The organism is Pseudomonas sp. UYEF17 (assembly GCF_040546125.1).
GTDB lineage: Bacteria > Pseudomonadota > Gammaproteobacteria > Pseudomonadales > Pseudomonadaceae > Aquipseudomonas > Aquipseudomonas putida_Z.
Map to the genome: position 1 here is coordinate 492,523 of NZ_JBEPNE010000001.1, position 22,337 is coordinate 514,859.

16 protein-coding genes and 2 pseudogenes are annotated in these 22,337 nt (G+C 64.8%); 9 read left to right on the forward strand and 9 right to left on the reverse strand.

Annotated features, from left to right (window positions below; genetic code table 11):
• Positions 1–7: 7 nt before the first annotated feature.
• From mexE to ABIB24_RS02275, 3 genes are all read right to left on the reverse strand, one after another.
• Positions 8–1,249, reverse strand: a complete 1,242-nt coding sequence (gene mexE, locus ABIB24_RS02265; protein ID WP_025339323.1) for a multidrug efflux RND transporter periplasmic adaptor subunit MexE — start codon at positions 1,247–1,249, stop codon at positions 8–10.
• A 251-nt stretch (positions 1,250–1,500) separates the two neighbouring features.
• Complete coding sequence (locus ABIB24_RS02270; RefSeq protein WP_274120591.1) at positions 1,501–3,087, reverse strand: rhodanese-related sulfurtransferase; 1,587 nt, start codon at positions 3,085–3,087, stop codon at positions 1,501–1,503.
• A complete protein-coding gene (locus ABIB24_RS02275; RefSeq protein ID WP_274120590.1) occupies positions 3,084–3,692 on the reverse strand; it encodes a cysteine dioxygenase family protein in 609 nt (202 codons plus the stop codon). The genes ABIB24_RS02270 and ABIB24_RS02275 overlap by 4 nt, the downstream gene beginning before the upstream one ends.
• Positions 3,693–3,907: 215 nt before the next feature.
• On the opposite strand from ABIB24_RS02275, the gene ABIB24_RS02280 reads away from it, so the two are divergent.
• On the forward strand, positions 3,908–4,843 hold the full coding sequence (locus ABIB24_RS02280) for an ABC transporter substrate-binding protein (RefSeq protein WP_025339320.1): 936 nt from the start codon (positions 3,908–3,910) through the stop codon (positions 4,841–4,843).
• Positions 4,844–4,982: 139 nt separating this feature from the next.
• Positions 4,983–6,290, forward strand: coding sequence for an LLM class flavin-dependent oxidoreductase (locus ABIB24_RS02285; protein ID WP_025339319.1), 1,308 nt, complete (start codon positions 4,983–4,985; stop codon positions 6,288–6,290).
• Here ABIB24_RS02285 and ABIB24_RS02290 read toward each other — a convergent pair.
• Positions 6,284–7,474, reverse strand: coding sequence for a type II secretion system F family protein (locus ABIB24_RS02290; RefSeq protein ID WP_075045349.1), 1,191 nt, complete (start codon positions 7,472–7,474; stop codon positions 6,284–6,286). The two genes, ABIB24_RS02285 and ABIB24_RS02290, sit on opposite strands and share 7 nt — an antisense overlap.
• 11 nt (positions 7,475–7,485) lie before the next feature.
• On the reverse strand, positions 7,486–7,911 hold the full coding sequence (gspG, locus tag ABIB24_RS02295; protein WP_137164107.1) for a type II secretion system major pseudopilin GspG: 426 nt from the start codon (positions 7,909–7,911) through the stop codon (positions 7,486–7,488).
• 185 nt (positions 7,912–8,096) lie between these two features.
• On the opposite strand from gspG, the gene ABIB24_RS02300 reads away from it, so the two are divergent.
• The 4 genes from ABIB24_RS02300 to ABIB24_RS02315 all read left to right on the forward strand — a co-directional run bounded on the left by ABIB24_RS02300 (position 8,097) and on the right by ABIB24_RS02315 (position 13,666).
• The gene (locus ABIB24_RS02300; protein ID WP_286919135.1) at positions 8,097–8,681 is read left to right on the forward strand and encodes a lytic transglycosylase domain-containing protein; all 585 of its coding nucleotides are present in this window, start codon (positions 8,097–8,099) and stop codon (positions 8,679–8,681) included.
• 340 nt (positions 8,682–9,021) lie between these two features.
• Complete coding sequence (locus ABIB24_RS02305; protein ID WP_274120588.1) at positions 9,022–10,482, forward strand: sensor histidine kinase; 1,461 nt, start codon at positions 9,022–9,024, stop codon at positions 10,480–10,482.
• A 294-nt stretch (positions 10,483–10,776) separates the two neighbouring features.
• Positions 10,777–12,270 carry a sensor histidine kinase gene (locus ABIB24_RS02310; protein ID WP_354316064.1) on the forward strand — a complete coding sequence of 498 codons (1,494 nt, stop codon included), beginning with the start codon at positions 10,777–10,779 and terminating at the stop codon, positions 12,268–12,270.
• Complete coding sequence (locus tag ABIB24_RS02315; RefSeq protein ID WP_025339314.1) at positions 12,239–13,666, forward strand: sigma-54-dependent transcriptional regulator; 1,428 nt, start codon at positions 12,239–12,241, stop codon at positions 13,664–13,666. The genes ABIB24_RS02310 and ABIB24_RS02315 overlap by 32 nt, the downstream gene beginning before the upstream one ends.
• A 170-nt stretch (positions 13,667–13,836) precedes the next feature.
• Here ABIB24_RS02315 and ABIB24_RS02320 read toward each other — a convergent pair whose 3' ends face one another.
• The 3 genes from ABIB24_RS02320 to ABIB24_RS02330 form a co-directional block, all read right to left on the reverse strand.
• On the reverse strand, positions 13,837–14,130 hold the full coding sequence (locus ABIB24_RS02320; protein ID WP_013972806.1) for a hypothetical protein: 294 nt from the start codon (positions 14,128–14,130) through the stop codon (positions 13,837–13,839).
• Between the two features lie 84 nt (positions 14,131–14,214).
• Complete coding sequence (locus ABIB24_RS02325) at positions 14,215–15,567, reverse strand: GntP family permease (protein WP_015270532.1); 1,353 nt, start codon at positions 15,565–15,567, stop codon at positions 14,215–14,217.
• 111 nt (positions 15,568–15,678) lie between these two features.
• The gene (locus ABIB24_RS02330; RefSeq protein ID WP_085664749.1) at positions 15,679–16,218 is read right to left on the reverse strand and encodes a gluconokinase; all 540 of its coding nucleotides are present in this window, start codon (positions 16,216–16,218) and stop codon (positions 15,679–15,681) included.
• A gap of 206 nt (positions 16,219–16,424) precedes the next feature.
• On the opposite strand from ABIB24_RS02330, the gene gnuR reads away from it, so the two are divergent.
• The 3 genes and pseudogenes from gnuR to ABIB24_RS26775 form a co-directional block, all read left to right on the forward strand.
• Positions 16,425–17,444: a transcriptional regulator GnuR gene (gnuR, locus tag ABIB24_RS02335; protein WP_025339312.1), complete on the forward strand. Its 1,020-nt coding sequence runs from the start codon at positions 16,425–16,427 to the stop codon at positions 17,442–17,444.
• 427 nt (positions 17,445–17,871) lie between these two features.
• Positions 17,872–18,555, forward strand: a pseudogene (locus ABIB24_RS26770) (PAS domain-containing protein); the annotation flags it as partial.
• A 114-nt stretch (positions 18,556–18,669) separates the two neighbouring features.
• Positions 18,670–19,092: pseudogene (locus ABIB24_RS26775) on the forward strand (methyl-accepting chemotaxis protein); the annotation flags it as partial.
• Here the strand turns inward: ABIB24_RS26775 and ABIB24_RS02345 are convergent.
• On the reverse strand, positions 19,067–22,336 hold the full coding sequence (locus ABIB24_RS02345) for a transporter substrate-binding domain-containing protein (RefSeq protein ID WP_354316065.1): 3,270 nt from the start codon (positions 22,334–22,336) through the stop codon (positions 19,067–19,069). The pseudogene ABIB24_RS26775 and the gene ABIB24_RS02345 sit on opposite strands and share 26 nt — an antisense overlap.
• Between the last annotated feature and the right edge of the window lies 1 nt (position 22,337).

Below are 22,337 nucleotides of genomic sequence, written 5' to 3' on the forward strand. Positions count from 1 at the left end.
TGGTCCCTTAACCGCGTGGCGCCTGGGCGCTGGCGACTTTCACGTTGTTGCCCGCCACCTTCGGCGCCGGGTTGCTGGCCTCCAGGGCCTGGCGCTGCTGGGCGAGGGCGGCGAGGGTCTGTTCGCTGGCCATCGGTGTCTCTTCCGGGGTGACCGGTGAGCCAGGGCGTACGCGCTGCAGCCCCTTGACCACGATGCGGTCGTCCTTGCCCAGGCCGCTGCGCACGATGCGCAGGCCTTCCAGCTTCGGCCCCAGCTCCACGGCGCGGTAGGCGGCCTTGTTGTCCTTGTCCATGACCAGCACGAACTTCTTGCCAAGGTCGGTGCCCACGGCTTCGTCGTTGATCAGCACGGCCTGGTACTGGGCGCTGCCCACCAGCTTCAGGCGTGCATACAGGCCTGGGGTGAACTGGCCGTCGCTGTTGTCGAACACCGCACGGCCACGGATGGTGCCGGTGCGCGGGTTGACCTGGTTGTCGACGAAGTTCATCTGGCCCAGGTGCGGGTTGCCGGTTTCGTTGGTCAGGCCCAGGTACACCGGGGTGCTCTGGCCGCGCTGGCCTTCGCGGGCCAGCTGGGTGTACTTGAGGTACACGCGCTCGTCGGCGTCGAAGTAGGCATAGACCTTATCGGTGGAGACCACGCTGGTCAGTGGGGTGACATCGGCGGTAACGATGTTGCCGGCGGTGAACTGGGCGCGGCTGACGCGGCCGCTGATGGGCGCGGTGACACGGGTGAAGCTGAGGTTCAGGCGTGCCAGGTCGAGCTGGGCCTGGATCGCGTCAACCCCAGCGCGGGCTTCGGCGGCGGCGCTGCTACGCGATTCGGCCAGTTCTGCGGAAATGGCGTTGCTGTCACGCAGGCGTTCGCCACGGCGGGCTTCGTTGGCGCTGCGGATGGCGGTGGCCTTGGCTTGCTGTAGCTGGGCTTCGAGGCGGCGGACGTCTGCCTGGAACGGGCGTGGGTCGATCTGGAACAGCAGGTCGCCTTTCTTGACCTGGGCGCCTTCAGTGAAGGCCACCAGGTCGATCTGGCCGGAAACCCGCGGGCGAACCTCGACGGTTTCCGGGGCTTCGAGGCGGCCGGTGAACTCGTCCCATTCGTTGATCGGTTGCTCGATCACCTTGGCCACACTGACCTTCGGCGCGGCGGGAGCCTGCACGGCGTCGGGGGTTCGACCGCAAGCGCTGATCACCACCACTGCCAGGGCAGCGAGGGGGAAGCGCAAGGGTTTGAGTGATTGTTCCATGGAGAACTCCGCCAATGTATTAGTAGTGGGCGGAGTGTGAGTGTCTTGCGCGTGATGCACGAATCGAACGGGGCGAAGGTTATTATCACGATGAATGATATGTGTGGGTCGTTCATCGATTTGCGGCATGGTTGGGATTTCTGGGGCTGCGTTGCAGCCCATCGCGACACAAGGCCGCTCCTACAGCATACGCGTTCCCCTGTAGGAGCGGCCTTGTGTCGCGAAAGGGGCGCAACGCGCCCCCGGCAATGTCAGCTCGATACGCGGAACCCATGGGTGCCATCGCGCTCCAGCTGGGCAATCAAGCCGAACTCCCAGTCGAGATACCCCTGCATCGCCTCGTGCGGGTTGTCCGTCCCTTCATAAGGCCGGCGATAACGGTCGGTACGCGCCACGGCCAAGCGCGTTTCGCCGCTCTCCAGCGCCTTGCCCGCCGCAATCCAGCGCGCGGTGCCACCGTCCAGCACGTACACCGGGGTTTGCGTCAGTGCCTGCAAGTCCAGCGCCGCAAAGCGCGCCAGCAGGCTGCTGCCGCAGGTCAGCACATAGCGCTCGGCTACCGGCAAGCGCTCCAGCACCTGTGGCAACTGCGCGCGGATCGCCCAGTAAGCGCCTGGAATGTGCCGTTTCACATAGTTGGCACTGCTGGTGAAGTCCAGCAGCACGGTGCCTGGCGCTTGCAGCCAGTCATCCAGTTGCTCGACACCGATTTCGGTCACCGCCGGCAACGCCGGCTGCGGCGGCTGCCACTCGCCGGCTGCACTGAAGTCTGCCGCTGACAAACCGTCCAGCACTGCCACCTGCCAGCCCATCTGCGCCAGCCACGAAGCGCTCATGTTGGCCCGCACGCCGTCATCGTCCACCAGCACGATGCGCGCCCCGCGTACGCTGGCGACATGGTCGGTTTCCTGCACCAGCTGCCCGCCCGGCACGCTGCGGCTGGCCGGCAGGTGGCCCTGGGCGTATTCCTCGGGCGTGCGCACGTCGAACAGGTAGGTGGTGCGGCTGGTATCAGCCTGCCAGGCGGCCAGGCCTTCGGGCTCCAGGCGGGCCACGCCGGCGCGGTCGGCCACGCTGCGCGCGCGCTGTGCGGCATCGGCACGGGTGCTGTCGGTAACCTCGGCGAAACGCCGTTGCTGGCCGTGGGCCAGGGTTTGCCCGGCCAGGGTCCAGCCAATGGTGCCGTTGCGCAGGGCCGCCACCGGGTTGGGGATGCCGGCGTTGACCAGCGACTGGGTGCCGATGATGCTGCGGGTGCGCCCGGCGCAATTGACGATCACCTGGGTGGCAGGGTCGGGCGCCAACTCGGCCACCCGCAGCACCAGTTCGGCACCCGGGACGCTGATGCCACCCGGGATGCTCATGGTCTGGTATTCGTCGAAGCGGCGGGCATCGAGCACCACCACATCGGCCTTGGCATCCAGCAGCGCTTGCACCTGTTCGGCCGCCAGCGATGGGGTGTGGCGCACGCTTTCCACCAGTTCGCCAAAGGCCTTGCTTGGCACGTTGACGTCGCGGAACAGTTCGCCGCCTGCTGCGCGCCAGCCAGCCAGGCCACCTTCGAGCAGTGCCACATCGCTGTAGCCCAGTGCCGTCAGACGCTGGCCGGCCTGGGCCGCCAGGCCTTCGCTGTCGTCATACAGGGTGATGGCGGTGTCGCGCCGGGGGACCCGGGCAAACACCTCCAGCTCCAGTTTCGACAACGGAATGTTGGCGGCGAACAACGGGTGTGCCTGGGCGAACGGGTCTTCCTCGCGTACATCGATCAGCGCCAGTTCTTCATGGGCCAGCAATGCCCGACGAATGTCGTGGAAGGCGCGGGTGGCTACGGTACTCATGGGGCAGGGTTCTCTTTGGACAGGTCCCAGATATTGGGCAGAAGGGTGTTGGAATAGCCGGAAATGAACGGTTTCTCGCTGCCGTCGGGCAGGTACACGGCACGGCTGACGGCGCCGATGTTGGCGCCATACACGTGAATGCTGATCGACACCTGGTCGGCGAAGGCGTTGCTGACCTGGTGGATATCACCGATGCGCGGCGATACGGCTTCCACGTGGCCAGGGTCGATGCGCACCGGCTCGCCTGCCGGTAGCAACGCACCGTGCTCGCTACGGACAAAGCCTTGCGAGTATTCGGCGCCACGCAACATGCCAATCAATCCCCACACCCGGTGGTCGTGGATCGGCGTCTGCTGGCCTGGCCCCCAGACGAAACTGACGATGGAAAAGCGCTGGCGCGAATCGCAATGCAGCAGGTATTGCTGGTAACGGGCCGGGTCCGGCTGCGCCAGCGCCTCGGGCAGCCAGTCGTCATGGGCGACCAGGCTGCGCAGCAGGCCCTGGCCCTGGTCGAGGAGGGTGGCTTCGTCGGTTTCCCGGTCCAGCAGTTGCGAAAGTGCGTCGATGAAGTGGCGCAGGCGCTCGAGGCGCAGGGGTTGGCTCATGGTTCAGGCTCGGCTGACGGTTTGGTTAAACCCTAGCAAATGCGGTGAGTATTCTTAAAAGTAAAAATATTCATAAGCTAATATGCAAAAAATGCATTTACAGCTTGGCTGATCTGTTTTGAAATGGGCGCAACGAACAGCAAGCCCCGCGATTACCCCACGAGACCGCACGCGCGGATCGGCCTTATGTACCTCGACGGTACCTGGAGACGAACGTGCGATACCTCAAGCAATTGGCCGCCGGTGTGCTGGCCAGCTCCCTCAGCCTGGCGGCCGCCGCGCAAACCCTGGTGGTTGGCGACCAGAGCTTCAATGCCCGCGCCGTGATGGAAGCGGCCGGCGTGCTCGACGACCTGCCCTATACCCTGGAATGGAAGCAGTTCACCGCCGGCTCGCCGGTGGCCGAGGCGCTGAACGTGGGCAGCCTGGACATCGGCCTGCTGGGCGATGCGCCGCCGTTGTTCCTCGGTGCGCTGGGTGCGCCGATCAAGGTGATTGCGGTCAGCCGGCAGAACCTGGAGGGCGTGGCCATCCTGGCACGCAAGGACTCGAACATTCACCGCCTCGAAGACCTGCGTGGCAAGCGCGCGGCGATCTGGAAGGGTTCCTGGAGCCAGCAACTGCTGTTCAGCGCGCTGGACAAGGCTGCGGTGCCGCGTGACGCCCTGGAGCTGCGCTACCTCAGCGCTCTGGATGCGTCGCATGCCCTGGATGGTGGTTCGGTGGATGTGATCGCCACCTGGGAACCCTATGTCACCCAGCAGGAGCGCCAAGGGGCACGGGTGCTGGCCACGGCCGAAGGGTTGATCCCGGCCCAGAGTTTCGTGGTGGCCAATGCCAAGGCGGTGGAGGCCAAGCGGGCGCAGATCAGTGATTTTCTCCAGCGCCTGAAGAAGGCCCGTGACTGGACCCTGAGCGACCCCGCCCACACCGAGGCGTATGCCGATGCCTGGGCCAGGCGCACCCGTGCCGACCGCGACATCGCCCGGGCCTGGTTTGCCAGGGCGCGTACCGATGTGGCGGCGCTCAACCCGCAGGTGATCGTGGAGGCGCAGAAGACCGTGGACTTCTTTGCCGGGCTGGGGCTGATCAAGGCCTACCCGGCGGCCAGCCTGTTCGATACCTCGTTCGCGGCGGCGTTCGAGCACTGATTACGCCTGTACCGGCCCTTTCGCGGGTAAACCCGCTCCCACAGGGGCAGTGCAGCACTCGAATACTGCGCAATTCCTGTGGGAGGGGGTTTACCCGCGAAGAGGCCGGCACAGCCACCACCATTTCCGAGGAATACCCATGACCACCCGCAAGATCAAGCTTGGCGCCCTGACCATGGGCTGCGGTGGCCCTGGCCGGCACAACCTGTGGCTCGACCCGGAGCTGCCTGCCGACGCCAGCGTCAACATCGACTGGTACATCGACATCGCCCGCCAGGCCGAGGCGGCGTTGTTCGACCTGATGTTCATCGTCGACAGCCAGTACATCACCCCCGGCTCGCCGTCCCATTACCTCAACCGCCTGGAGCCGCTGACCCTGCTCTCGGCGCTGGCGGTAAGCACACGCCACATCGGCCTGGTCGGCACCCTGACCACTTCCTACAACGAACCCTTCAACGTCGCCCGCCGCCTCGCCTCGCTGGACCTGATCAGCAAGGGCCGCGCCGGCTGGAACGTGGTCACCAGTGGCGACGCCGGCACCGCCGGCAACTACGGCCGTGACGAGCACTACGACTACGACACCCGCTATGCCCGCGCCCAGGAGCACGTCGCGGTGGTGCAGGGCCTGTGGCGCTCCTATGAAGACGGCGCTTTCCCGCGCAACCGGGCCACCGGGCAGTTCCTCGACCCCAGCCGGATGCATGCCCTGAACCACAAAGGCGAGCACTTCTCGGTGGTGGGGCCGTTGAACATCCAGCGCTCGCCACAGGGCCAGCCGGTCATCTTCCAGGCCGGCGATTCGCAGCAGGGGCGTGACCTTGGAGCTGCCACGGCGGATGTGATCTTCACCCACGCCGCCAGCATCGAGCAGGGCCAGGCGTTCTACCGTGATGTGAAGGGCCGCGCCGCGCGGCTGGGGCGTGACCCCGAGCAGCTGCTGGTATTGCCCGGGGCCGAGATCTATGTCGGCGACACCGACGAACACGCCCGCGAGATCGAGCGCCATTACCACCAGCAGGACCACAGCTTCGAGCTGGCGCTCAAGGAGTTCGGGCGCAACTTCGGCTGGCACGACTTCAGCCAGTACGACCTCGATGCGCCATTCCCGCAAGAAAGCCTGGAGCACGCGCGCAGCAGCTTCTTCACCAACGCCAGGCGTATTGCCGACCAGGCACGGGAGCAGGGCTTGAGCTTGCGCCAGGCGGTGGAGTTCGGCCGCCAGTTGCGGCCGGGGGCCTTCGTCGGTTCGCCGGCAACGGTAGCGGCCAGAATGGCCGAGTGGTTCGAGGCGCGGGCCCTGGATGGTTTCAACATCTATATCGGCCACCCCGGGCAGTTCCGCCGCTTTACCGAGCAAGTGGTGCCGCTGCTGCAGGAGCGCGGGGTATACCGCACCGCCTACGAGGGCACCACCCTGCGTGAAAGCCTGGGCCTGGCCATTCAGTGAATGCTCGAGGCCAGTTCGAAGATCGGCATGTACATCAGGATCACGATCAGGCCGATCAGCAGGCCGATGAAGGTCATCAGCAGTGGTTCGAACAGCTTGACGAACCATTCCACCCAGCGGCCGATTTCCTGGTCATGGAAGTCGGCGCAGCGCTCCAGCATCTCGCCCAGGTTGCCGGACTGCTCGCCGGCCCGCAGCAGGCGCAGCGATACCGGCGTGACCAGTTGCCCGGCCTCCAGCGCGTCGGACAGCGGCAACCCTTCGCCGACCCGCTGGCTGGCGTGCTCCAGGCCCTGGGCCGCCGCGCTGCCGAGCAGGCCGCGGGCCATGCCCATGGCGGTGAGGATGGGGATACCGCCTTGCAGCAGGATGCCCAACGAGCGGTAGAAGCGCGCCAGTTCGTACATCATCAGGCGTTGGTGCAGTGCCGGCAGGCGCCGCAGCTGGCAGGCTGCCCAGCGCCGCACCCGTGGCTGGCGGCGCAGCAGCCACAGCGCCGTGACCGCGCCGAGGGTGCCCAACGCCAGTGGCAGTTGCTGGGCATGCAGGAACAGGCCGATCTGCATCAGCAGCCGAGACAGCCAGGGCAACTCGGTGCCCATGCCCTCGAATACCTGGCTGAAACGCGGCACCACGTAGCCAAGCAGGAACAGCACCACGCCACCACCCACCAGCAATAGCAGCAACGGGTACACCGAGGCGCCCACCAGCTTCTGCCGTACCAGGTCCAGGCGCTGGCGGTAGCTGATGTAGCGGGCGAGGGCGTCGCCCAGCGCGCCGGTACGCTCGCTGGATTGCACCAGCGCCACGTACAGCGGCGGGAATACCCGTGGCTGCTGGCCCAGGGCCTGGGACAGCGAGCGGCCTTCGTACAGTTGGCGGACCAGTTCGGCGAGCACTTTGCGCGTTGCCGCTGCGGGGGCCTTTTCCGCCAGGCTCTCCAGCGCGTCGATCAGCGGCAGGCCGGCGTTGAGCAGGGTCGACAGTTCCTGGCTGAACAGCACCAGGTCAAAGCTTGCTTCGCGGCGCCAGGCCATGCCGCGCAAGGCGCCGCCGTGGCCACGCAGGCTGAGCACGCGCAGGCCCTGGTCCTCGGCCTGGCGGCGGGCCTGGTCGGCGTCCTCGGCGTCGATCTGCAACTGCACCACACCCTGCCTGCCCAGGGCCTTGAGGCTGTAGCGCATGGTCGTTCTCCCTACTGCCAACTGGTGATTTCGGCGTTTTCCCCGTCGCCACCGGGCTGGCCGTCCTTGCCCATCGACAGCAGGTCGTACTCGCCGCCGTTCTCGCCGGGTTGCCGGTAGATGTACGCGCGGCCCCACGGGTCTTGCGGCACGGCCTTCTGCAGGTACGGGCCGGTCCAGCGCGCTTCGCCACTGGGGGCGATCACCAGGGCCTGCAGGCCTTGCTCACTGCTGGGGTAGTGGCCGACTTCGAGGCGGTACAGGTCCAGGGCCTTGCTCAGCCCCTCGATCTGCGCCCGCGCCACCTTGGCCTCGGAGCGGCCTAGCTGGCTGAAGTACTTGGGCGCGACGATACCGGCCAACAGGCCGAGCACCACCAGTACCACCAGGAGTTCAAGCAGGGTGAAGCCACGTTCAGGGTTGGTTCTGCGCTGCATGGTGAAGCCCTCCGCTGCATGGGGACAAGCTTTTGCAGGCTCCATGCAACAGCCGTGCACGCCTGCGCTGGCGCCTTGCACCATGCGGTATGCAAAGCGGCACAGTGCTTGCGTCGTGGTCATCGACCTCGGGTTTTCCGGGGTATATCCCCCAAATTTGGGGGTACCACGAAGAGGCGACCGACATGCGTGGACTCATTCTCGGTTTGATCTGGCTGGTGGCAGGTGCTGCCCAGGCCGATGTGTACATTTCCATCGACGCCAAAGGCAGCTACATACTGACCAACGTCCATCGACCCGGGCGCCTCTATGAAACGGTGATCAGCGAGCCGAAGGCCCAGGCCGGCCCGGCCCACGCGCAGCTCATCACCGGCCGCCCCTACGCCAAGCTGGTCGCCGCCGCGGCGCGTACCCACGACGTCCCCCCGGCGTTGCTGCATGCGGTGATCAAGGCCGAGTCCGGCTACAACCCCAAGGCCCGTTCACCGGCGGGCGCCGTGGGGCTGATGCAACTGATGCCGGATACCGCCCGCGAGATGGGCGTGGAAAACCGCCTGGACCCGGAAGACAACGTGCAGGGCGGGGCCCGCTACCTCAAGCGCATGCTCAACTTGTTCGACAATGACATCACTCTGGCCGTGGCGGCCTACAACGCCGGCCCCGAAGCTGTGCTGCGCCGTGGTGCGGTACCGCCGTTTGCCGAGACCCGGCGCTATGTACCGAATGTGCTGCGGGAGTACCGCCGGTTGCAGGGGTTGACGGGTGATTAGCCTTTGCAATTTTCCCTGTGGGAGATGGCCCAGCCCTTTGTGCTGCGCTGTCGCGCAGAGAACTCAGTGCGCAAGCGATCCGCGTACCGTGTGGGAGCGGGCGTGCCCGCGAAGAATCCAACGCGGTGCCTGGCACCGGCTCCGCCGGTGTTCGCGGCGGTTCGACGCCTCGACACGCCCGCTCCCACAGGGGCCGCGCGGCATCTGGATTTTTTTCAGCGCGAGCGCCACTCGGCAAGGACAGAAACAATACCCTTCGGCGGATGCCACCAAGCTGACCCGATGGTTTCCCCAACTCTGGGCTATAACCTTCTGAAGGTGCCCAGTTGTGGAGTCCGCCATGGACATCGCCCCTCGTTCCGACGCTATTGAAGTACCCGCCGGTAACGAACTGGCCACCCCACGCAAGCCGTTCAACCTGCTGCGCTGGTACGCCTGGGTCAGCCTGGCCATCATCCTCTCGGTAGCGGTCGGGCTGGGGTTGATTTCCAGCCGTTTCATCATCGACGAGAGCATCGAGCGCGATGCCTTGCTCACCGCGCAATTCATTACCTCCATTGCCGATGCCGAAGTGCGCCATGTGTCGATCCCCAATGTGCGCACCATGGGTGAACTGCTCGACCCGCGCATCGACCGCGCCAACCTGCTCGATGTCGACCCGGACGCCCGGCGCAGGGCGCGTGGCGAGTTCCTCGACCACATCGCCCACCTGCCCGACATGCTGCTGGCCAACATCTATGCCCCGGACCGTACGGTGATCTGGTCCAGCAACCCGGCGCTGGTCGGCAAGCTGATCGAAGGCGACCAGGACCTGGAGAAGGCCTTCGAGTACAAGATGCGAGTCTCGGCCAGCTATCACAACTTCGAACAGGCCCGCGCCGAGCAGAAGTTCGTCATCCCACCCGAGCAGTTGTTCATCGAGAACTACATTCCGCTGTTCGATGCCGATGGCGAGCAGGTCACGGCGATGGTGGAGATCTACAAGGAGCCCCATGACCTGATCGTACGCATCGAGCATGGGCTGATCCTGATCTGGCTGGCGATCACCGTTGGTGCCGGGCTGGTCTACGTCGGCCTGTACGGCATCATGCACCGCGCCGCGCGCCTGCTGTCGGTGCAGCAGAAGCGGCTGATCAGCAACGAAACCTACGTGGCACTGGGCGAGGTGTCCTCGGCGGTAGCCCACAGCCTGCGCAACCCGCTGGCCAGCATCCGTTCCAGTGCCGAGCTGGCCCAGGCGTTCGACGACGGCCCGGCGCAGCGCAATGTCAACGACATCATCAGCCAGGTCGACCGGATGTCGCAGTGGATCCGCCAGATGTTGCAGTCATTGCGCCCGCTCAACGATGAGGCAGTGGCGGTGGATTTGCCGCTGGCATTGCAGGAAAGCCTGCAGACCTACGCGGTGCTGCTGGCGCGTGGCGGCGTGAGCCTGGACCTGCAACCGTTACCGGCGGTGCAGGTGCTGGGGCACCCGGTGTTACTGCGGCAGATTTTCAGCAGCCTGATTGCCAACGCCCTGGAGTCGATGGAGCAGGGTGGGCGGTTGCGTGTCGAGGTGGTGCGCCATGACCGGCGAAACTTGACCCTGCGCCTGTCCGACAACGGCAAAGGCATGAACGAAGAGCAGCAGCGCATGGCCTTCCGGCCTTTCTTCACCACCAAGCAGGGTGGGTTGGGTGTGGGCCTGGTGTTGGTGAAACGCATCATGGAACGCTTCGGTGGCAGCGTCCGGCTCAGCAGCAGTGAAGGCCATGGCACCCGGGTTTCGTTGAGTTTCCGGTTGATCGAGTCCTCATGATTTACATTGATAAATATCTGTATGTTGTTGTTTATAAAGGATTTATGTTTTTGGGGTGAAAATCCCCAAATGTGGGGGACCATCCTCCATGCGAATTTAGGAAAATTCATTAACCTATTGATTATAAAGAACTTATCAAATCATTCAGGTGGCTGGCTGGGTTCTTGCAACGTGACAGGCGGAGTGCAACACGACAAATGGCAGCTGCGGCTGCACGGGTGGAGTGCTATCAATTGGCTACTGTTCGTCGCCTTGATGCATTTCTGAACGGACGCCCTGCGCGGGAAGCACGCGATGCAGATGCTGGATAATGAAGTGCCAGGCAAGGCCAGTACTACCGCCAGCGGTATGGCCGTGCCATTGCGCGAATTCAACCTGCTGCGCTGGTTCTCGGTCATCAGCCTGCTGATCATCGCCTCGGTGGCAGGCGGGCTGGGTTATGTGTCGACGCGTTTCGTGGTGCGCGACAGCGTCGAGCGCGATGCCATGCTCACCGCACAGTTCATCCAGGCCATGGCCCAGGCCGAAGTGCGCCATTCGCAGTTGCCGCCGGGCACCACCATGGGCGAGTTGCTTGACCCGCGCCTGGATCAGCAGCACCTGCAGTTCACCCCGGACCTGGCTGAATCTACCCGGGTCGAGTTCCTCGACCATGTCGAGCACCTGCCGGACACCTTGCTGGCCAATGTCTATGCACGCGACCGTACCATCGTCTGGTCGACCAACCGGGAGCTGATCGGCAAGCGCATCGAGGCCGATGGCGACCTCGACCGCGCCTTCCGCTCGCGCAAGGCGGTGTCGGCCAGCTACCACCAGGCCGACGATGACCGCGAAGAGCAGAAGTTCCAGCGTGAGCCGCGTTACCTGTTCATCGAGAACTACATCCCGCTGTTCGACAGCCAGGGCGAGCAGGTGCTGGCCATGGTGGAGATCTACAAGGAGCCTCAAGACCTGGTCCGGCGCATCCAGCGCGGCTATGTGCTGATCTGGGCCTCGACCCTGGTGGGCGGGGCGCTGGTCTACTTCGGCCTGTTCTGGATCGTGCGCCGCGCAGCGCAACTGCTGCACCTGCAGCAGGACCGGCTGGTGGCCAGTGAAACCTATGTGGCCCTGGGCGAGATGTCGTCGGCAGTGGCGCATAGCTTGCGCAACCCGCTGGCCAACATCCGCTCCAGCGCCGAACTGGCCCAGGAAATCGCCAACCCCGCGGCTCAGAAGAACATCACCGACATCATCAGCCAGGTCGACCGCATGTCGCGCTGGGTGCGTGACTTGCTGGTGTCGCTGCGCCCGACCAGTGACGACGCCGAGGCCGTGGACCTGGTGACGGCCATCGAGGACACCCACCTGGCCTTCGCCCAGCAGATCGAACGCAACGGCGTGCGCTTCTGCTACGAAGGCCCCGGGGCACAATGGGTGGCCAGCCAGCCGCTACAACTCACGCAAATTCTCAACACCCTGTTCTCCAATGCCCTGGAAGCCATGCCCGAAGGCGGCATGCTGCGTGCCCAGGTCAATGTGCAGGATGGGCAGCGTGCCGAGTTCGTCCTCAGCGACACCGGCAAGGGCATGAGCCAACAGCAGGAACGGATGGTGTTCAAGCCGTTCTACACCACCAAGCAGGGCGGCCTGGGCGTAGGCCTGGCCCTGGTCAAACGCATCATGGAGCGTTTTGGCGGCTCGGTCAGCCTGAGCAGCCGCGAAGAGGAAGGAACCCGCGTCAGCCTCACATTCAATATCGCAGCGGGAGGGGACCATGGAGCACAGCATCCTGGTGGTCGAGGATGATGAAATTCTCGCCGACAATATTCGCACCTACCTCAGCCTCAAGGGCTTCGAGGTCACCGTGTGCCACAGCGCGGAACTGGCGCTGGAGCAGATCAAGCGGGGCCAGCCCGATGCGGTGCTGACCGACAACTCGCTGCCGGGCATGAGCGGGCACGACCTGCTGCGTACCTTGGTGGCGCAGGTGCCGGACCTGAAAGTGATCATGATGACCGGCTACGGCAATGTCGAAGATGCCGTGCAGGCAATGAAGGAGGGCGCCTTCCATTACCTGACCAAGCCGGTGGTGCTGGCCGAGCTCAAGCTGACCCTGGACAAGGCGCTGGCTGCCGAACGCATGGAGCGCACGTTGTCGTTCTACCAGGAGCGCGAGGCGCAGAAGTCCGGGTTGCAGGCGTTGATCGGCGAATCACCGACGATGCTCACCCTCAAGCACACCCTGCGCCAGGTGCTCGATGCCGAGCGGCGCATGGCCAGCGACGACTTGCCACCGGTGCTGATCGAAGGCGAGACCGGTACCGGCAAGGAGCTGGTGGCCCGCGCCCTGCATTTCGATGGTTCGCGCAGCAAGGGGCCGTTCATCGAATTCAACTGTGCCTCGATCCCGGCCAACCTGCTGGAGGCCGAGCTGTTCGGCCACGAGAAGGGCGCCTTTACCGACGCCAAGGAGCGCCGGGTGGGCCTGGTGGAGGCTGCCGATGGCGGCACCTTGTTCCTCGACGAGATTGGCGAGATGGACCTGGTGCTGCAGGCCAAGCTGCTCAAGTTGCTGGAAGACCGCAGTATCCGCCGGATCGGCGCGGTAAAGGAGCGCAAGGTCGACCTGCGGGTGATCAGCGCTACCAACTGCAACCTGGAGCAGATGGTGCAGCAGGGCAAGTTCCGCCGCGACCTGTTCTTCCGCCTGCGCATCATCGCCCTGAAGGTACCGCGCCTGTATGCCCGCGGGCAGGACGTGCTGCTGCTGGCGCGGCATTTCCTGGCCCATCATGGCCGGCGTTATGGCAAGCCGAACCTGCGTTTTTCCGCCGAGGCGGAAAACCTGATGCTCGGTTACAGCTGGCCAGGCAATGTGCGCGAACTGCGCAACATGCTGGAGCAGACCGTGCTGCTGGCACCGAACGAGGTGGTGCAGGCGCATCAGCTCAACCTGTGCATGACCCTGATCGACGAGCCGCTGGTGCAACAGGCGGCGCCTGCGGTGTTCGAAATGCCCCGGCACGAACCCGAGCCCGGCACCAGCCTGCCGGACATGGAGCGCGACCTGGTGTGCAAGACCCTGGACCGCACGGACTGGAACGTGACCAAGTCGGCGCGCATGCTCGGGTTGTCGCGGGACATGCTGCGTTACCGGATCGAGAAACTGGGGCTGACCAGGCCGGACAAGCGCCAGTGGTGAGCAAAGGATAACGGGCCGTACAGGGGCCCCTGTGGGAGCGGCTTTAGCCGCGAACACCGGCGCAGCCGGTGCCATGCACCGCGTTGGATTCTTCGCGGCTAAAGCCGCTCCTACAGGGATTGCGCCAACTTTTGGAATTTGAGCAAGACAGTTGCATTCAGGGGCATTGATCAACGCTGATTATCGGCTGCTCCCTGCCGCCCGGTACCTTCCGAGCCACTGCCATCCATACCCGGCAAATCCCGGTTGTCATTCTGTTCAGCGGGCGGGCTGTCCGGGTCGTTGCCTTTTATGCGTGGGTCGGTGTCCCGCGGCATGGGCTTTTCGATCGGGTTGAGGGTGCTGTCCGCGCCCGGCTTGGGCGCCGGGTTGTGCGGGTCGTCGGGGTAGGTGGGGCCGGTGCCGGCAGCTATGGCCAATGGCGCGGCGAGCAGGGCAATCAGCAGGATGCTTGAGCGGGGCATGGCAGGCTCCTTTGCTTCTGGTAGGGCTGATACTTCCGTTCGGCCCTACCCGAAGCTTCAAGGTGCCATTACCCCGATCAACGGTTACACCACCAGCGACAGCAACATGATGAAGATGATGCCGACGATCGACAGGATGGTCTCCATCATGCTCCAGGTCTTGAAGGTTTCCGCCACGGTCATGTTGAAGTACTGCTTCACCAGCCAGAAACCGGCGTCGTTGACATGGGACAGGATCAACGAGCCGGCGCCGGTGGCCAGCACCAGCAGCTCACGGTTGACCCCAGGCACCAGGTCGATCACCGGTGCGACGATGCCCGCGCCGGTGATGGTGGCGACCGTCGCGGAACCGGTGGCAATGCGGATTACCGCCGCTACCAGCCAGGCCAGCATGATCGGCGAAATCTCCGCCTGCACGGCCATCTGCCCGATCACGTTGCCCACGCCGGTGTCTACCAGCATCTGCTTGAAGCCGCCGCCGGCACCCACGATCAGCACGATCGCCGCGGTTGGTGCCAGGCTCTGGTCGAGCATCTTCATGATCTGCTGGCGGTTGAAGCCACGGGCCGAGCCGAAGGTGTAGAAGGCCAGCAGCAGGGCAGCGAGCAGGGCGGTGATGGGGTGGCCGATCAGGTCCATCCACTGGCGCACGATGTGCTCGGCTGGCAGCACCACGTCGGCGAAGGTCTTCAGCAGCATCAGCACCACCGGCAGCAGCACGGTGACCAGGGTGATGGTGAAACTCGGCAGGTTGCCCTGGTCGGACTCCTTGGCGATCTGGTCCATCAGCTCCTGGGACGGGGTGCCCGGGATGTAGCGTGAAATGAAGTTACCGAACAGCGGGCCGGCGATGATGGCGGTAGGCAGCGCCACGATCAGGCCATAGAAGATGGTCTTGCCGATGTCGGCATGGAAGATGCCGATCGCCAGCAGCGGGCCCGGGTGCGGGGGTACCAGGCCGTGCACCACCGACAGGCCGGCCAGCAGCGGAATGCCGATCTTGATCAGCGACACGCCGGAGCGCCGGGCGACGATGAACACCAGCGGAATCAGCAGCACGAAGCCGATTTCGAAGAACAGCGGAATGCCCACCAGGAAGGCGGCGAACATCATCGCCCAGTGCACGTTCTTCTTGCCGAAGGCACGGATGAGGGTTTGCGCGATCTGGTCGGCCCCCCCGGAGTCGGCCATCAGCTTGCCAAGCATGGTGCCCAGGGCAAGCACGATGCCGACGAAGCCCAGCACGCCGCCAAAACCGTCCTGGAACGATTTCATGACCTTGGCCACCGGCATGCCGGAGGTCAGGCCAAGGAAGCCGGCCGCGATGGTCAGGGCGACGAAGGGGTGGACTTTGAAGTGGGTGATCAGCAGGATCAGCCCGACGATGGTAACCAGCGCGTCGAGCAGCAGGAAGGTATCAGTAGCCAGTCCGAACATGGTTTGAAGGCCTCGGTCTTATCGTTGTTTTGGCGTAGCTTTTTTGTAACTTTGCTTGCGCTTATGGGGCAGGGTAGCGCTGTCTTGTGTGGGCCGGGAAAGCCGCCACGGTCAGGCAGTTTGTGCCAGGCCCGGCTCACCGCGGCCCTTTAGCCAGCTGTCCACCGCTTCGGCAAGCGCTTCAATGGGCTGGGTGGCGTCAAGCGCGATAGTCAGGGGTTCGCCGTGTGGCGCCTCGAGGGCAGCGAACTGGCTGTCGATGAGGCTCGCCGGCATGAAATGCCCGGGGCGGGCCAGCACGCGTTTTTCCGCCTCGGCGGGTGACAGTTCGAGGAACACGAACACCAGCCCGGGCATGGCATCGCGCAGGGAGTCGCGATAGCGGCGCTTGAGGGCCGAACAGGTCAGGATCGGACGTTCCCCGGCCTGGGTCGTGGCTTGCAGCTCCTGACCAAGACGCACCAGCCAGCCGGCACGATCGCTGTCGTCCAGGGGGATGCCAGCGCTCATCTTGCGGATGTTTTCGGCAGGGTGGAAAGCGTCGCCTTCGATCAGGCGGCCGCCGCTTCGGGCGGCGATGGCAGCGCCGATGCAGCTTTTGCCGCAACCGGCCACGCCCATCACCACGATGGCGGACAGGGGAGAATTCATCAGTACCTCCTGCGGGTGAGATAGCGCTGTCTCGTCGTCGACGAACAGCCACCTCCCCGGTGTTATTGATCTTGTCCTTACGCAGTATGGACGCTTGGCGGCGAGCGCGCGGTGGCTGCTACCAAAGATTACATTGCCTGCGTCCTGAGACAGCGCTACCTTAGTGGCCGTTCCCTTTCCTTGCAAGTAGTAAAATTACAACATCCATGTCCCGCACCGGCTCCCGCACCACAGGTCGTCCCACCCTGGCAGAAGTTGCCAGGCTTTCCGGGGTTTCCCCGATTACCGCCTCGCGCGCCCTGCGTGGGGTCAGCACGGTTGCGCCGGAGCTGGTGGAAAAGGTCGTTGCTGCCGCAGCGAGCCTTGGCTACGTGGCCAATCCGGCGGCCCGTGCCCTGGCGTCGGCGCGCAGCCAGTCGGTGGTGGTGTTGATCCCGTCGCTGTCCAACCAGCTGTTCATCGATACGCTGGAAGCCATTCATGAGGTCATGCGCCCGCGCGGGCTCGAGGTGCTGATCGGCAACTATCACTACGATCTTGCCGAAGAAGAGAACCTGATCCGCAACTACCTTGCCTACCAGCCCTGCGGCATGCTGTTGACCGGTTTCGAGCGCAGCGAGGCATCGCGGCAGATGCTGGCGGCCAGTGGCGTGCCCTGTGTGCACATGATGGAACTGAATGGCGAGGCTGGGGCGTTGTCGGTCGGCTTCTCGCAGCAGCAGGCCGGGCGCGCCGCGGCCCGCCACCTGATCGAGCGCGGGCGCAAGCGCCTGGCGTTCATTGCCGCGCAGCTCGACCCGCGGGTGATGCAGCGTGCCGAAGGGTTCCGCCAGGCGTTGGCCGAGGCTGGCTTGCAGGCGGCCGAGCTGGAAGTGCTGGCGCCGGAGCCTTCTTCCATTGCCCTGGGCAGCGCGTTGTTCAGCCAGTTGCTGCAGCAGGCGCCGGATGTCGACGGTATCTTCTTCTGCAACGACGACCTGGCCCAGGGCGCGGTGCTGCAGGCATTGCGCCAAGGGGTGGAGGTGCCGCGGCAGGTGGCGATGGTCGGTTTCAACGACCTGCCGGCTTCGGCGCACATGGTGCCGCGGCTGACCTCGATTCGCACGCCTCGGGCCGCCGTGGGGCGCGGTGCTGCGCAGGCGCTGCTGGCGTTGCTCGATGGCAAGCGGGTGCCGAATGCGCAGCAGGACCTGGGCTTCGAGTTGATGGTGCGGGAGAGTTCCTGAGTTTGTCCTGAGGGGGGTGGTGGTTTCGAGACCGAGCGCCGCCCGCGCGGCGCTTCGCAGCACAAGGCTGCTCCTACATCTGTTTCAGGCCAGTAACGCCTGTACCAGTGCACGCGACCGCCTTGTTCGTACAACGCGATATCGAGCCATGCGCCAGAGCGTTCGCGCACAAACCTCACAGAAATAATTGGCCCGAAACAGATGTAGGAGCAGCCTTGTGCTGCGAAGCGCCGCGCGGGCGGCGCTCGATCTCACAGGCGCCACAAAAACCACGACTTACGCCAGGCGATCTATGCTCAGGACACCGCGCATACAGGAGCCCGGCGTCATGTTCGATTTCCACCGCAAGTCCGATCTGGTCGAGATCCAGCGCAGTCATGAGGCCTTGGCCAGCTTGCAGGCCAAGCTGGCGGCGATCAGCCGCTCCATGGCAATGATCGAGTTCACCCCCGACGGCACGATCCTCGATGCCAATGAGCGCTTCTGCCAGGCCATGGGCTACAGCGCCGAGGAGTTGCGCGGCAAGCACCACCGGCTGTTCTGCGACCCCGGCTACGCGAAAAGCGCCGAATACCAGCAACTGTGGCGTGAACTGGGGCAGGGCAAGGCCATCAGCGGTACCTTCGAGCGGATCGACAAGGCCGGCCGCGAAGTCTGGCTGGAAGCCAGCTACATGCCGGTGCTGGACGAGCAGCGCCAGGTCACCAGCGTGATCAAAGTGGCATCCGACATCAGCCAGCGGGTGATGGAGGAGCACGAGAGCGAAAGCCTGCTCAAGGCCATCAGCCGCTCCATGGCGGTGATCGAATTCACCCCGCAAGGCCGGGTGATCAAGGCCAACCAGAACTTCCTCGACACCATGGGCTATCGCCTGGACGAGGTGGTCGGCCGCCATCACGGGCTGTTCTGCCTGGCGCATGAGCGCGAATCGGCCGAGTACCGCGAGTTCTGGGCTTCGCTCAACCGCGGCGAATACCATTCGCACCGTTTCGAACGCATCGACAAACATGGCCGGACGGTCTACCTGGAGGCGTCCTACAACCCGATCTTCGACAGCAAGGGCCGCTTGTACAAGGTGGTGAAGTTCGCCAGCGACATCACCCATCAGGTCAGCACCCAGCAAAGCGCTGCCGATGCTGCCCATGCCAGTTCGGTACAGACTGATGCCTGCGCGCGCAAGGGCACCGAGGTGGTACAGCAGGCGGTACAGGTGATCGAGCAGATTTCCCATGAACTCAACGACGCGGCCCGCAGCATCGATGCGGTAAGCAAACAGTCGGATGTGATCGGGCAGATCGTGCTGACCATCCGTGGCATTGCCGACCAGACCAACCTGCTGGCTTTGAACGCGGCCATCGAGGCGGCCCGCGCCGGCGAGCACGGGCGCGGTTTTGCCGTGGTGGCCGACGAGGTGCGCAACCTGGCGGCGCGAACCAGCAAGGCCACCCTGGAAATCGTCGACGTGGTGCGGCAGAACCACGACCTGTCGCTGTTGGCCGTGGCCAGCATGCAGTCGAGCCTGAAGCGTACCGGTCATGGCGTGGCGCTGGCCAACGAGGCCGGCACGGTGATCATGGAAATCCAGCAGGGTTCACGGCACGTGGTAAACGCCATCAGCCAGATCAGTTCGACGCTGCAATTGCATTGAGCGCATCGCCCAGCTCGTCCAGCAGGGTCTCCAGGCTGGCTTGCAATTGCAGGCGCAGGTCAGTCGTCTGCAGGCCTTGGCCTTGGGCCTGTTCGATGGCTTCGCAATCGTGGACCAGCGTGCGTACCTTGAGCATCTTCGCCCCGCCCTTGATCCGGTGAGCCAGGGCGCGCACAGCCTCGCCGGGGGCATCTGCTGCCAGTGCGCGCAAGGTCGCAAGGTCTTCGCTGACGCTTTGCGCCAGCTGTTCCAGCAGATTCCGCGTCAGTTGTTCGTCGTCCTGGGTCAGGTGCCGCAGTTCGCCAAGGTTGAACCCGCTGGCGCGCCGCGCTGGCGGCTGTTGCCGGGGGTGAGCGTGGGGCAGGTGGGCCTTGAGCGTACGCAGGCCAATGGGTTTGAACAGGCATTCGTCCATGCCGCTGGCCAGGCAGCGGGCACGCTCCTCGGCCTGGGCGTTGGCGGTGACGCCGAGAATGCGGCATGCCGCCAGGCCGCGTTCGCCCTCGAGGCTGCGGATGCGGCGGGTCAGTTCGTGGCCGTCCATGACCGGCATGCTGCAGTCGGTGATCACCAGGTCGAAGCGCGCTGCCTGCCAGCGTGCCAGCGCGATTTCCCCGTTCTCCGCCAGCGTCACCCGATGCCCCAGGGTATGCAACTGCCGCTCCAGCAGCAGCAGGTTGGCGGGGTAGTCGTCGACCACCAGTATGTTCAGCGGGCCGCTGCTGCTTTCCAGCTCCGGGGCGTGCTGTTCGACCTGTACCGGTGCTGCGCACGCGGGCAGCCGCACGCAGACCTGCACCTTGGTACCTACGCCTTCGACGCTCTGCAGGCTCAAGGTGCCGCCCATCAACTCGGCCAGGGTGCGGCTGATGACCAGCCCCAGGCCGGCACCCTGGCGTGCCCGGGGGCCGTCGGCCTGGACGAAGGCATTGAACAGCCGGGCCTGGTCGGCTGGGCCGATGCCGATACCGGTGTCTCGCACATTCAGTTCCACTGCCAGGCTGTCATTGTCAGCGGGTGAGAGCAGCAGGCTGGCCTGGACTTCGCCGCGGTCGGTGAACTTGATGGCGTTGCTGATCAGGTTGGACAAGACTTGCTTGAGGCGCAGCGGATCAGCCAGTACCCAGACCGGCGCAGCGGGCAGCTCGCTGTGCAAGTGCAGGCCTTTGGCCCGTGCATTGCCTTCGAACACCCGCACGGTGGCGCGTACCAGTTCGACCAGGTTGGTGGGCACCGGCTGCAGGGTGATGTGCCCGGATTCGATGCGGGAAATGTCGAGAATATCGCCAATCAGCTCAAGCAGGCCGATGGCCGAATCGTAGGCGGTCTGCAAGGTCTGGGTGTCGCAACGGCCGCCGCGGCTGTCTTCCAGGGCCAGCTCCAGCAGGCCGATCACGGCATTCATCGGGGTACGGATTTCATGGCTCATGGTGGCCAGGAAGGTGCTTTTGGTCTGGCTGGCCTGTTCGGCGTCGTCCTTGGCCTGGCGCAGCTGCTCGAGCAGGCCGCGGCTGAGCGCCAACTGCGCTTGCAGGGCATGCTGGGCCTCGGTGCGCTGGTTGATCAGCTTGCGCAGGTAGCTGTTCCAGAACACCACCCCGGCCAGCAGCAAGGCCGACAGCACCAGCACCTGCAAGGCCAGGGTGCGGTAGTCGCGCCAAGGGCTGTCACTGACCAGGGTGTTGGTGCGCCAGCGGTTGATCAATTGGTCCAGCTCTTCGGGTGGAATGCTCAGCAGCGCCTTGTCGAGGATTGCCTGCAACTGCGGCTGGTCGGCGGCCACGGCGAAGGCGGCGATGGCCGGGTCGTCGTCGAGCACGCTGGCAATGCGCAGGCGGTCCTTGAACACATGGCTGATGTAGTAGGCGGCATTGATATGGCTGCTCAAGGCGACGTCGGCGGCACCGTTGGCCACGGCTTCCATCAGGCCGAGCGGGTTGTCCACTTCGACCATCCTGGCCTGCGGGTAGCGTTGTTGCAGCACGGCCCGTTGCGGCGAGCCGCGCACCAGGGCGATGCGCAGGCCATCCAGCGCCATGGCCTGCGCCGGTAATGCATTGTCGCCACGGGTAACCAGCACCCGCGGGCTGACCAGGTAGGGGCGGGTATAGCGCAGTTGTTTGGAACGGTCTGCGCTATAGCCCAATGCGCCGATCATCTGCGCATCGCCGCGCGCCAGGCGCTCGACCATTGCCTGCGCCGACGGGCTTTCGACCGGCTTGAAATGCAGCCCCGTGCGCAGCGAGATCTGCTTGAGCAGGTCGAGGGTAATGCCGCTGGGGCGGTGCTGGGCGTCGTTGAAGGTCAGCGGCGCAAGCGAAGTGTTGACCAGCACGCTGATGCTGGGGTTGGCGCCGATCCAGGCTTCTTCTTCGGCGGTCAGGGCGGTGAGGTGGCGTTGCAGCAGCAGGCTGGTGTTGCCACTGCTCCAGCGGCGCAGGATGTTCAGGCGTTCGCTTTCGCTGATGCGCGCCAGCGCCTTGTCGACCAGCTGGCGCAGGCGCGGGTTGTCACTGGCCATGGCAAAGGCAAACGCCCCGGGGGCAACCTGGCAGAAGTGGTCGATCTTGAGTGTGCCCTGGTAACTCTTGCCAATCGCGAAGTCGGTACTGATGGCATCGCCCAGGTAGGCGTCGGCCTCGCCCAGTTCGACGGCGGCCAGCCCGGCCAGCGTCGAGCGATACAGGCTCAGTTGCGCCTTGGGGTACAGGCTGCGGACGCTGCTGGCCGGCAGGTAATGATCGACCATGGCCAGGCGCAGGCCGGCGAGGTCGGGGGTGCTCTTCAAGCTGTGCCCCTCGCGCGTGACGATGACCGGCAGGTCGTCGGCGTAGCTCGCACTGAGGCTGAGTTGGGCATCCGCTGCCTCGAAGGCGTTGGAGCTGCCCAGCAGGTCGATACGGCCGTCGCGTAGCGCAGCGATGGCTTCGTGGCGGCTGTCGTAGCGTCGTACTTCGATGGTGGTGCCCAGCTGTTCAGCGATGATGCCTGCGTAATCGGCGCTGAGGCCTTCATAGTCGTGCTGGCTGACATTGATTTCCAGCGGTGGGTAGTCGGGTCGCGAACTGCCAAGCACCAGGTGCTGGCGTTGCTGGAGCCATTGCCGCTCTTCGCGGGACAGCGCGAGGGGGGTGGCGGCGCTGACCGAGCGCGCCAGCAACTGGCGGGGTTCGCTGTTGGCCAGCAGCGCGCCGGAATTGGCCAGGCCGATGACCAGAAGGGCGCTTGCCAGCAGGCGCTTCATT

What these genes read in the sequence shown, in the direction of transcription:
- ABIB24_RS02290 (WP_075045349.1), bottom strand. Translation starts at nt 7,474, where the DNA reads ATGCGCTACAGCCTCAAGGCCCTGGGCAGGCAGGGTGTGGTGCAGTTG.
- ABIB24_RS02325 (WP_015270532.1), bottom strand. Translation starts at nt 15,567, where the DNA reads ATGTTCGGACTGGCTACTGATACCTTCCTGCTGCTCGACGCGCTGGTT.
- ABIB24_RS02270 (WP_274120591.1), bottom strand. Translation starts at nt 3,087, where the DNA reads ATGAGTACCGTAGCCACCCGCGCCTTCCACGACATTCGTCGGGCATTG.
- ABIB24_RS02305 (WP_274120588.1), top strand. Translation starts at nt 9,022, where the DNA reads ATGGACATCGCCCCTCGTTCCGACGCTATTGAAGTACCCGCCGGTAAC.
- ABIB24_RS02320 (WP_013972806.1), bottom strand. Translation starts at nt 14,130, where the DNA reads ATGCCCCGCTCAAGCATCCTGCTGATTGCCCTGCTCGCCGCGCCATTG.
- ABIB24_RS02345 (WP_354316065.1), bottom strand. Translation starts at nt 22,336, where the DNA reads ATGAAGCGCCTGCTGGCAAGCGCCCTTCTGGTCATCGGCCTGGCCAAT.
- mexE (WP_025339323.1), bottom strand. Translation starts at nt 1,249, where the DNA reads ATGGAACAATCACTCAAACCCTTGCGCTTCCCCCTCGCTGCCCTGGCA.
- gnuR (WP_025339312.1), top strand. Translation starts at nt 16,425, where the DNA reads ATGTCCCGCACCGGCTCCCGCACCACAGGTCGTCCCACCCTGGCAGAA.
- ABIB24_RS02275 (WP_274120590.1), bottom strand. Translation starts at nt 3,692, where the DNA reads ATGAGCCAACCCCTGCGCCTCGAGCGCCTGCGCCACTTCATCGACGCA.
- ABIB24_RS02315 (WP_025339314.1), top strand. Translation starts at nt 12,239, where the DNA reads ATGGAGCACAGCATCCTGGTGGTCGAGGATGATGAAATTCTCGCCGAC.
- ABIB24_RS02285 (WP_025339319.1), top strand. Translation starts at nt 4,983, where the DNA reads ATGACCACCCGCAAGATCAAGCTTGGCGCCCTGACCATGGGCTGCGGT.
- ABIB24_RS02310 (WP_354316064.1), top strand. Translation starts at nt 10,777, where the DNA reads ATGCAGATGCTGGATAATGAAGTGCCAGGCAAGGCCAGTACTACCGCC.
- gspG (WP_137164107.1), bottom strand. Translation starts at nt 7,911, where the DNA reads ATGCAGCGCAGAACCAACCCTGAACGTGGCTTCACCCTGCTTGAACTC.
- ABIB24_RS02300 (WP_286919135.1), top strand. Translation starts at nt 8,097, where the DNA reads ATGCGTGGACTCATTCTCGGTTTGATCTGGCTGGTGGCAGGTGCTGCC.
- ABIB24_RS02330 (WP_085664749.1), bottom strand. Translation starts at nt 16,218, where the DNA reads ATGAATTCTCCCCTGTCCGCCATCGTGGTGATGGGCGTGGCCGGTTGC.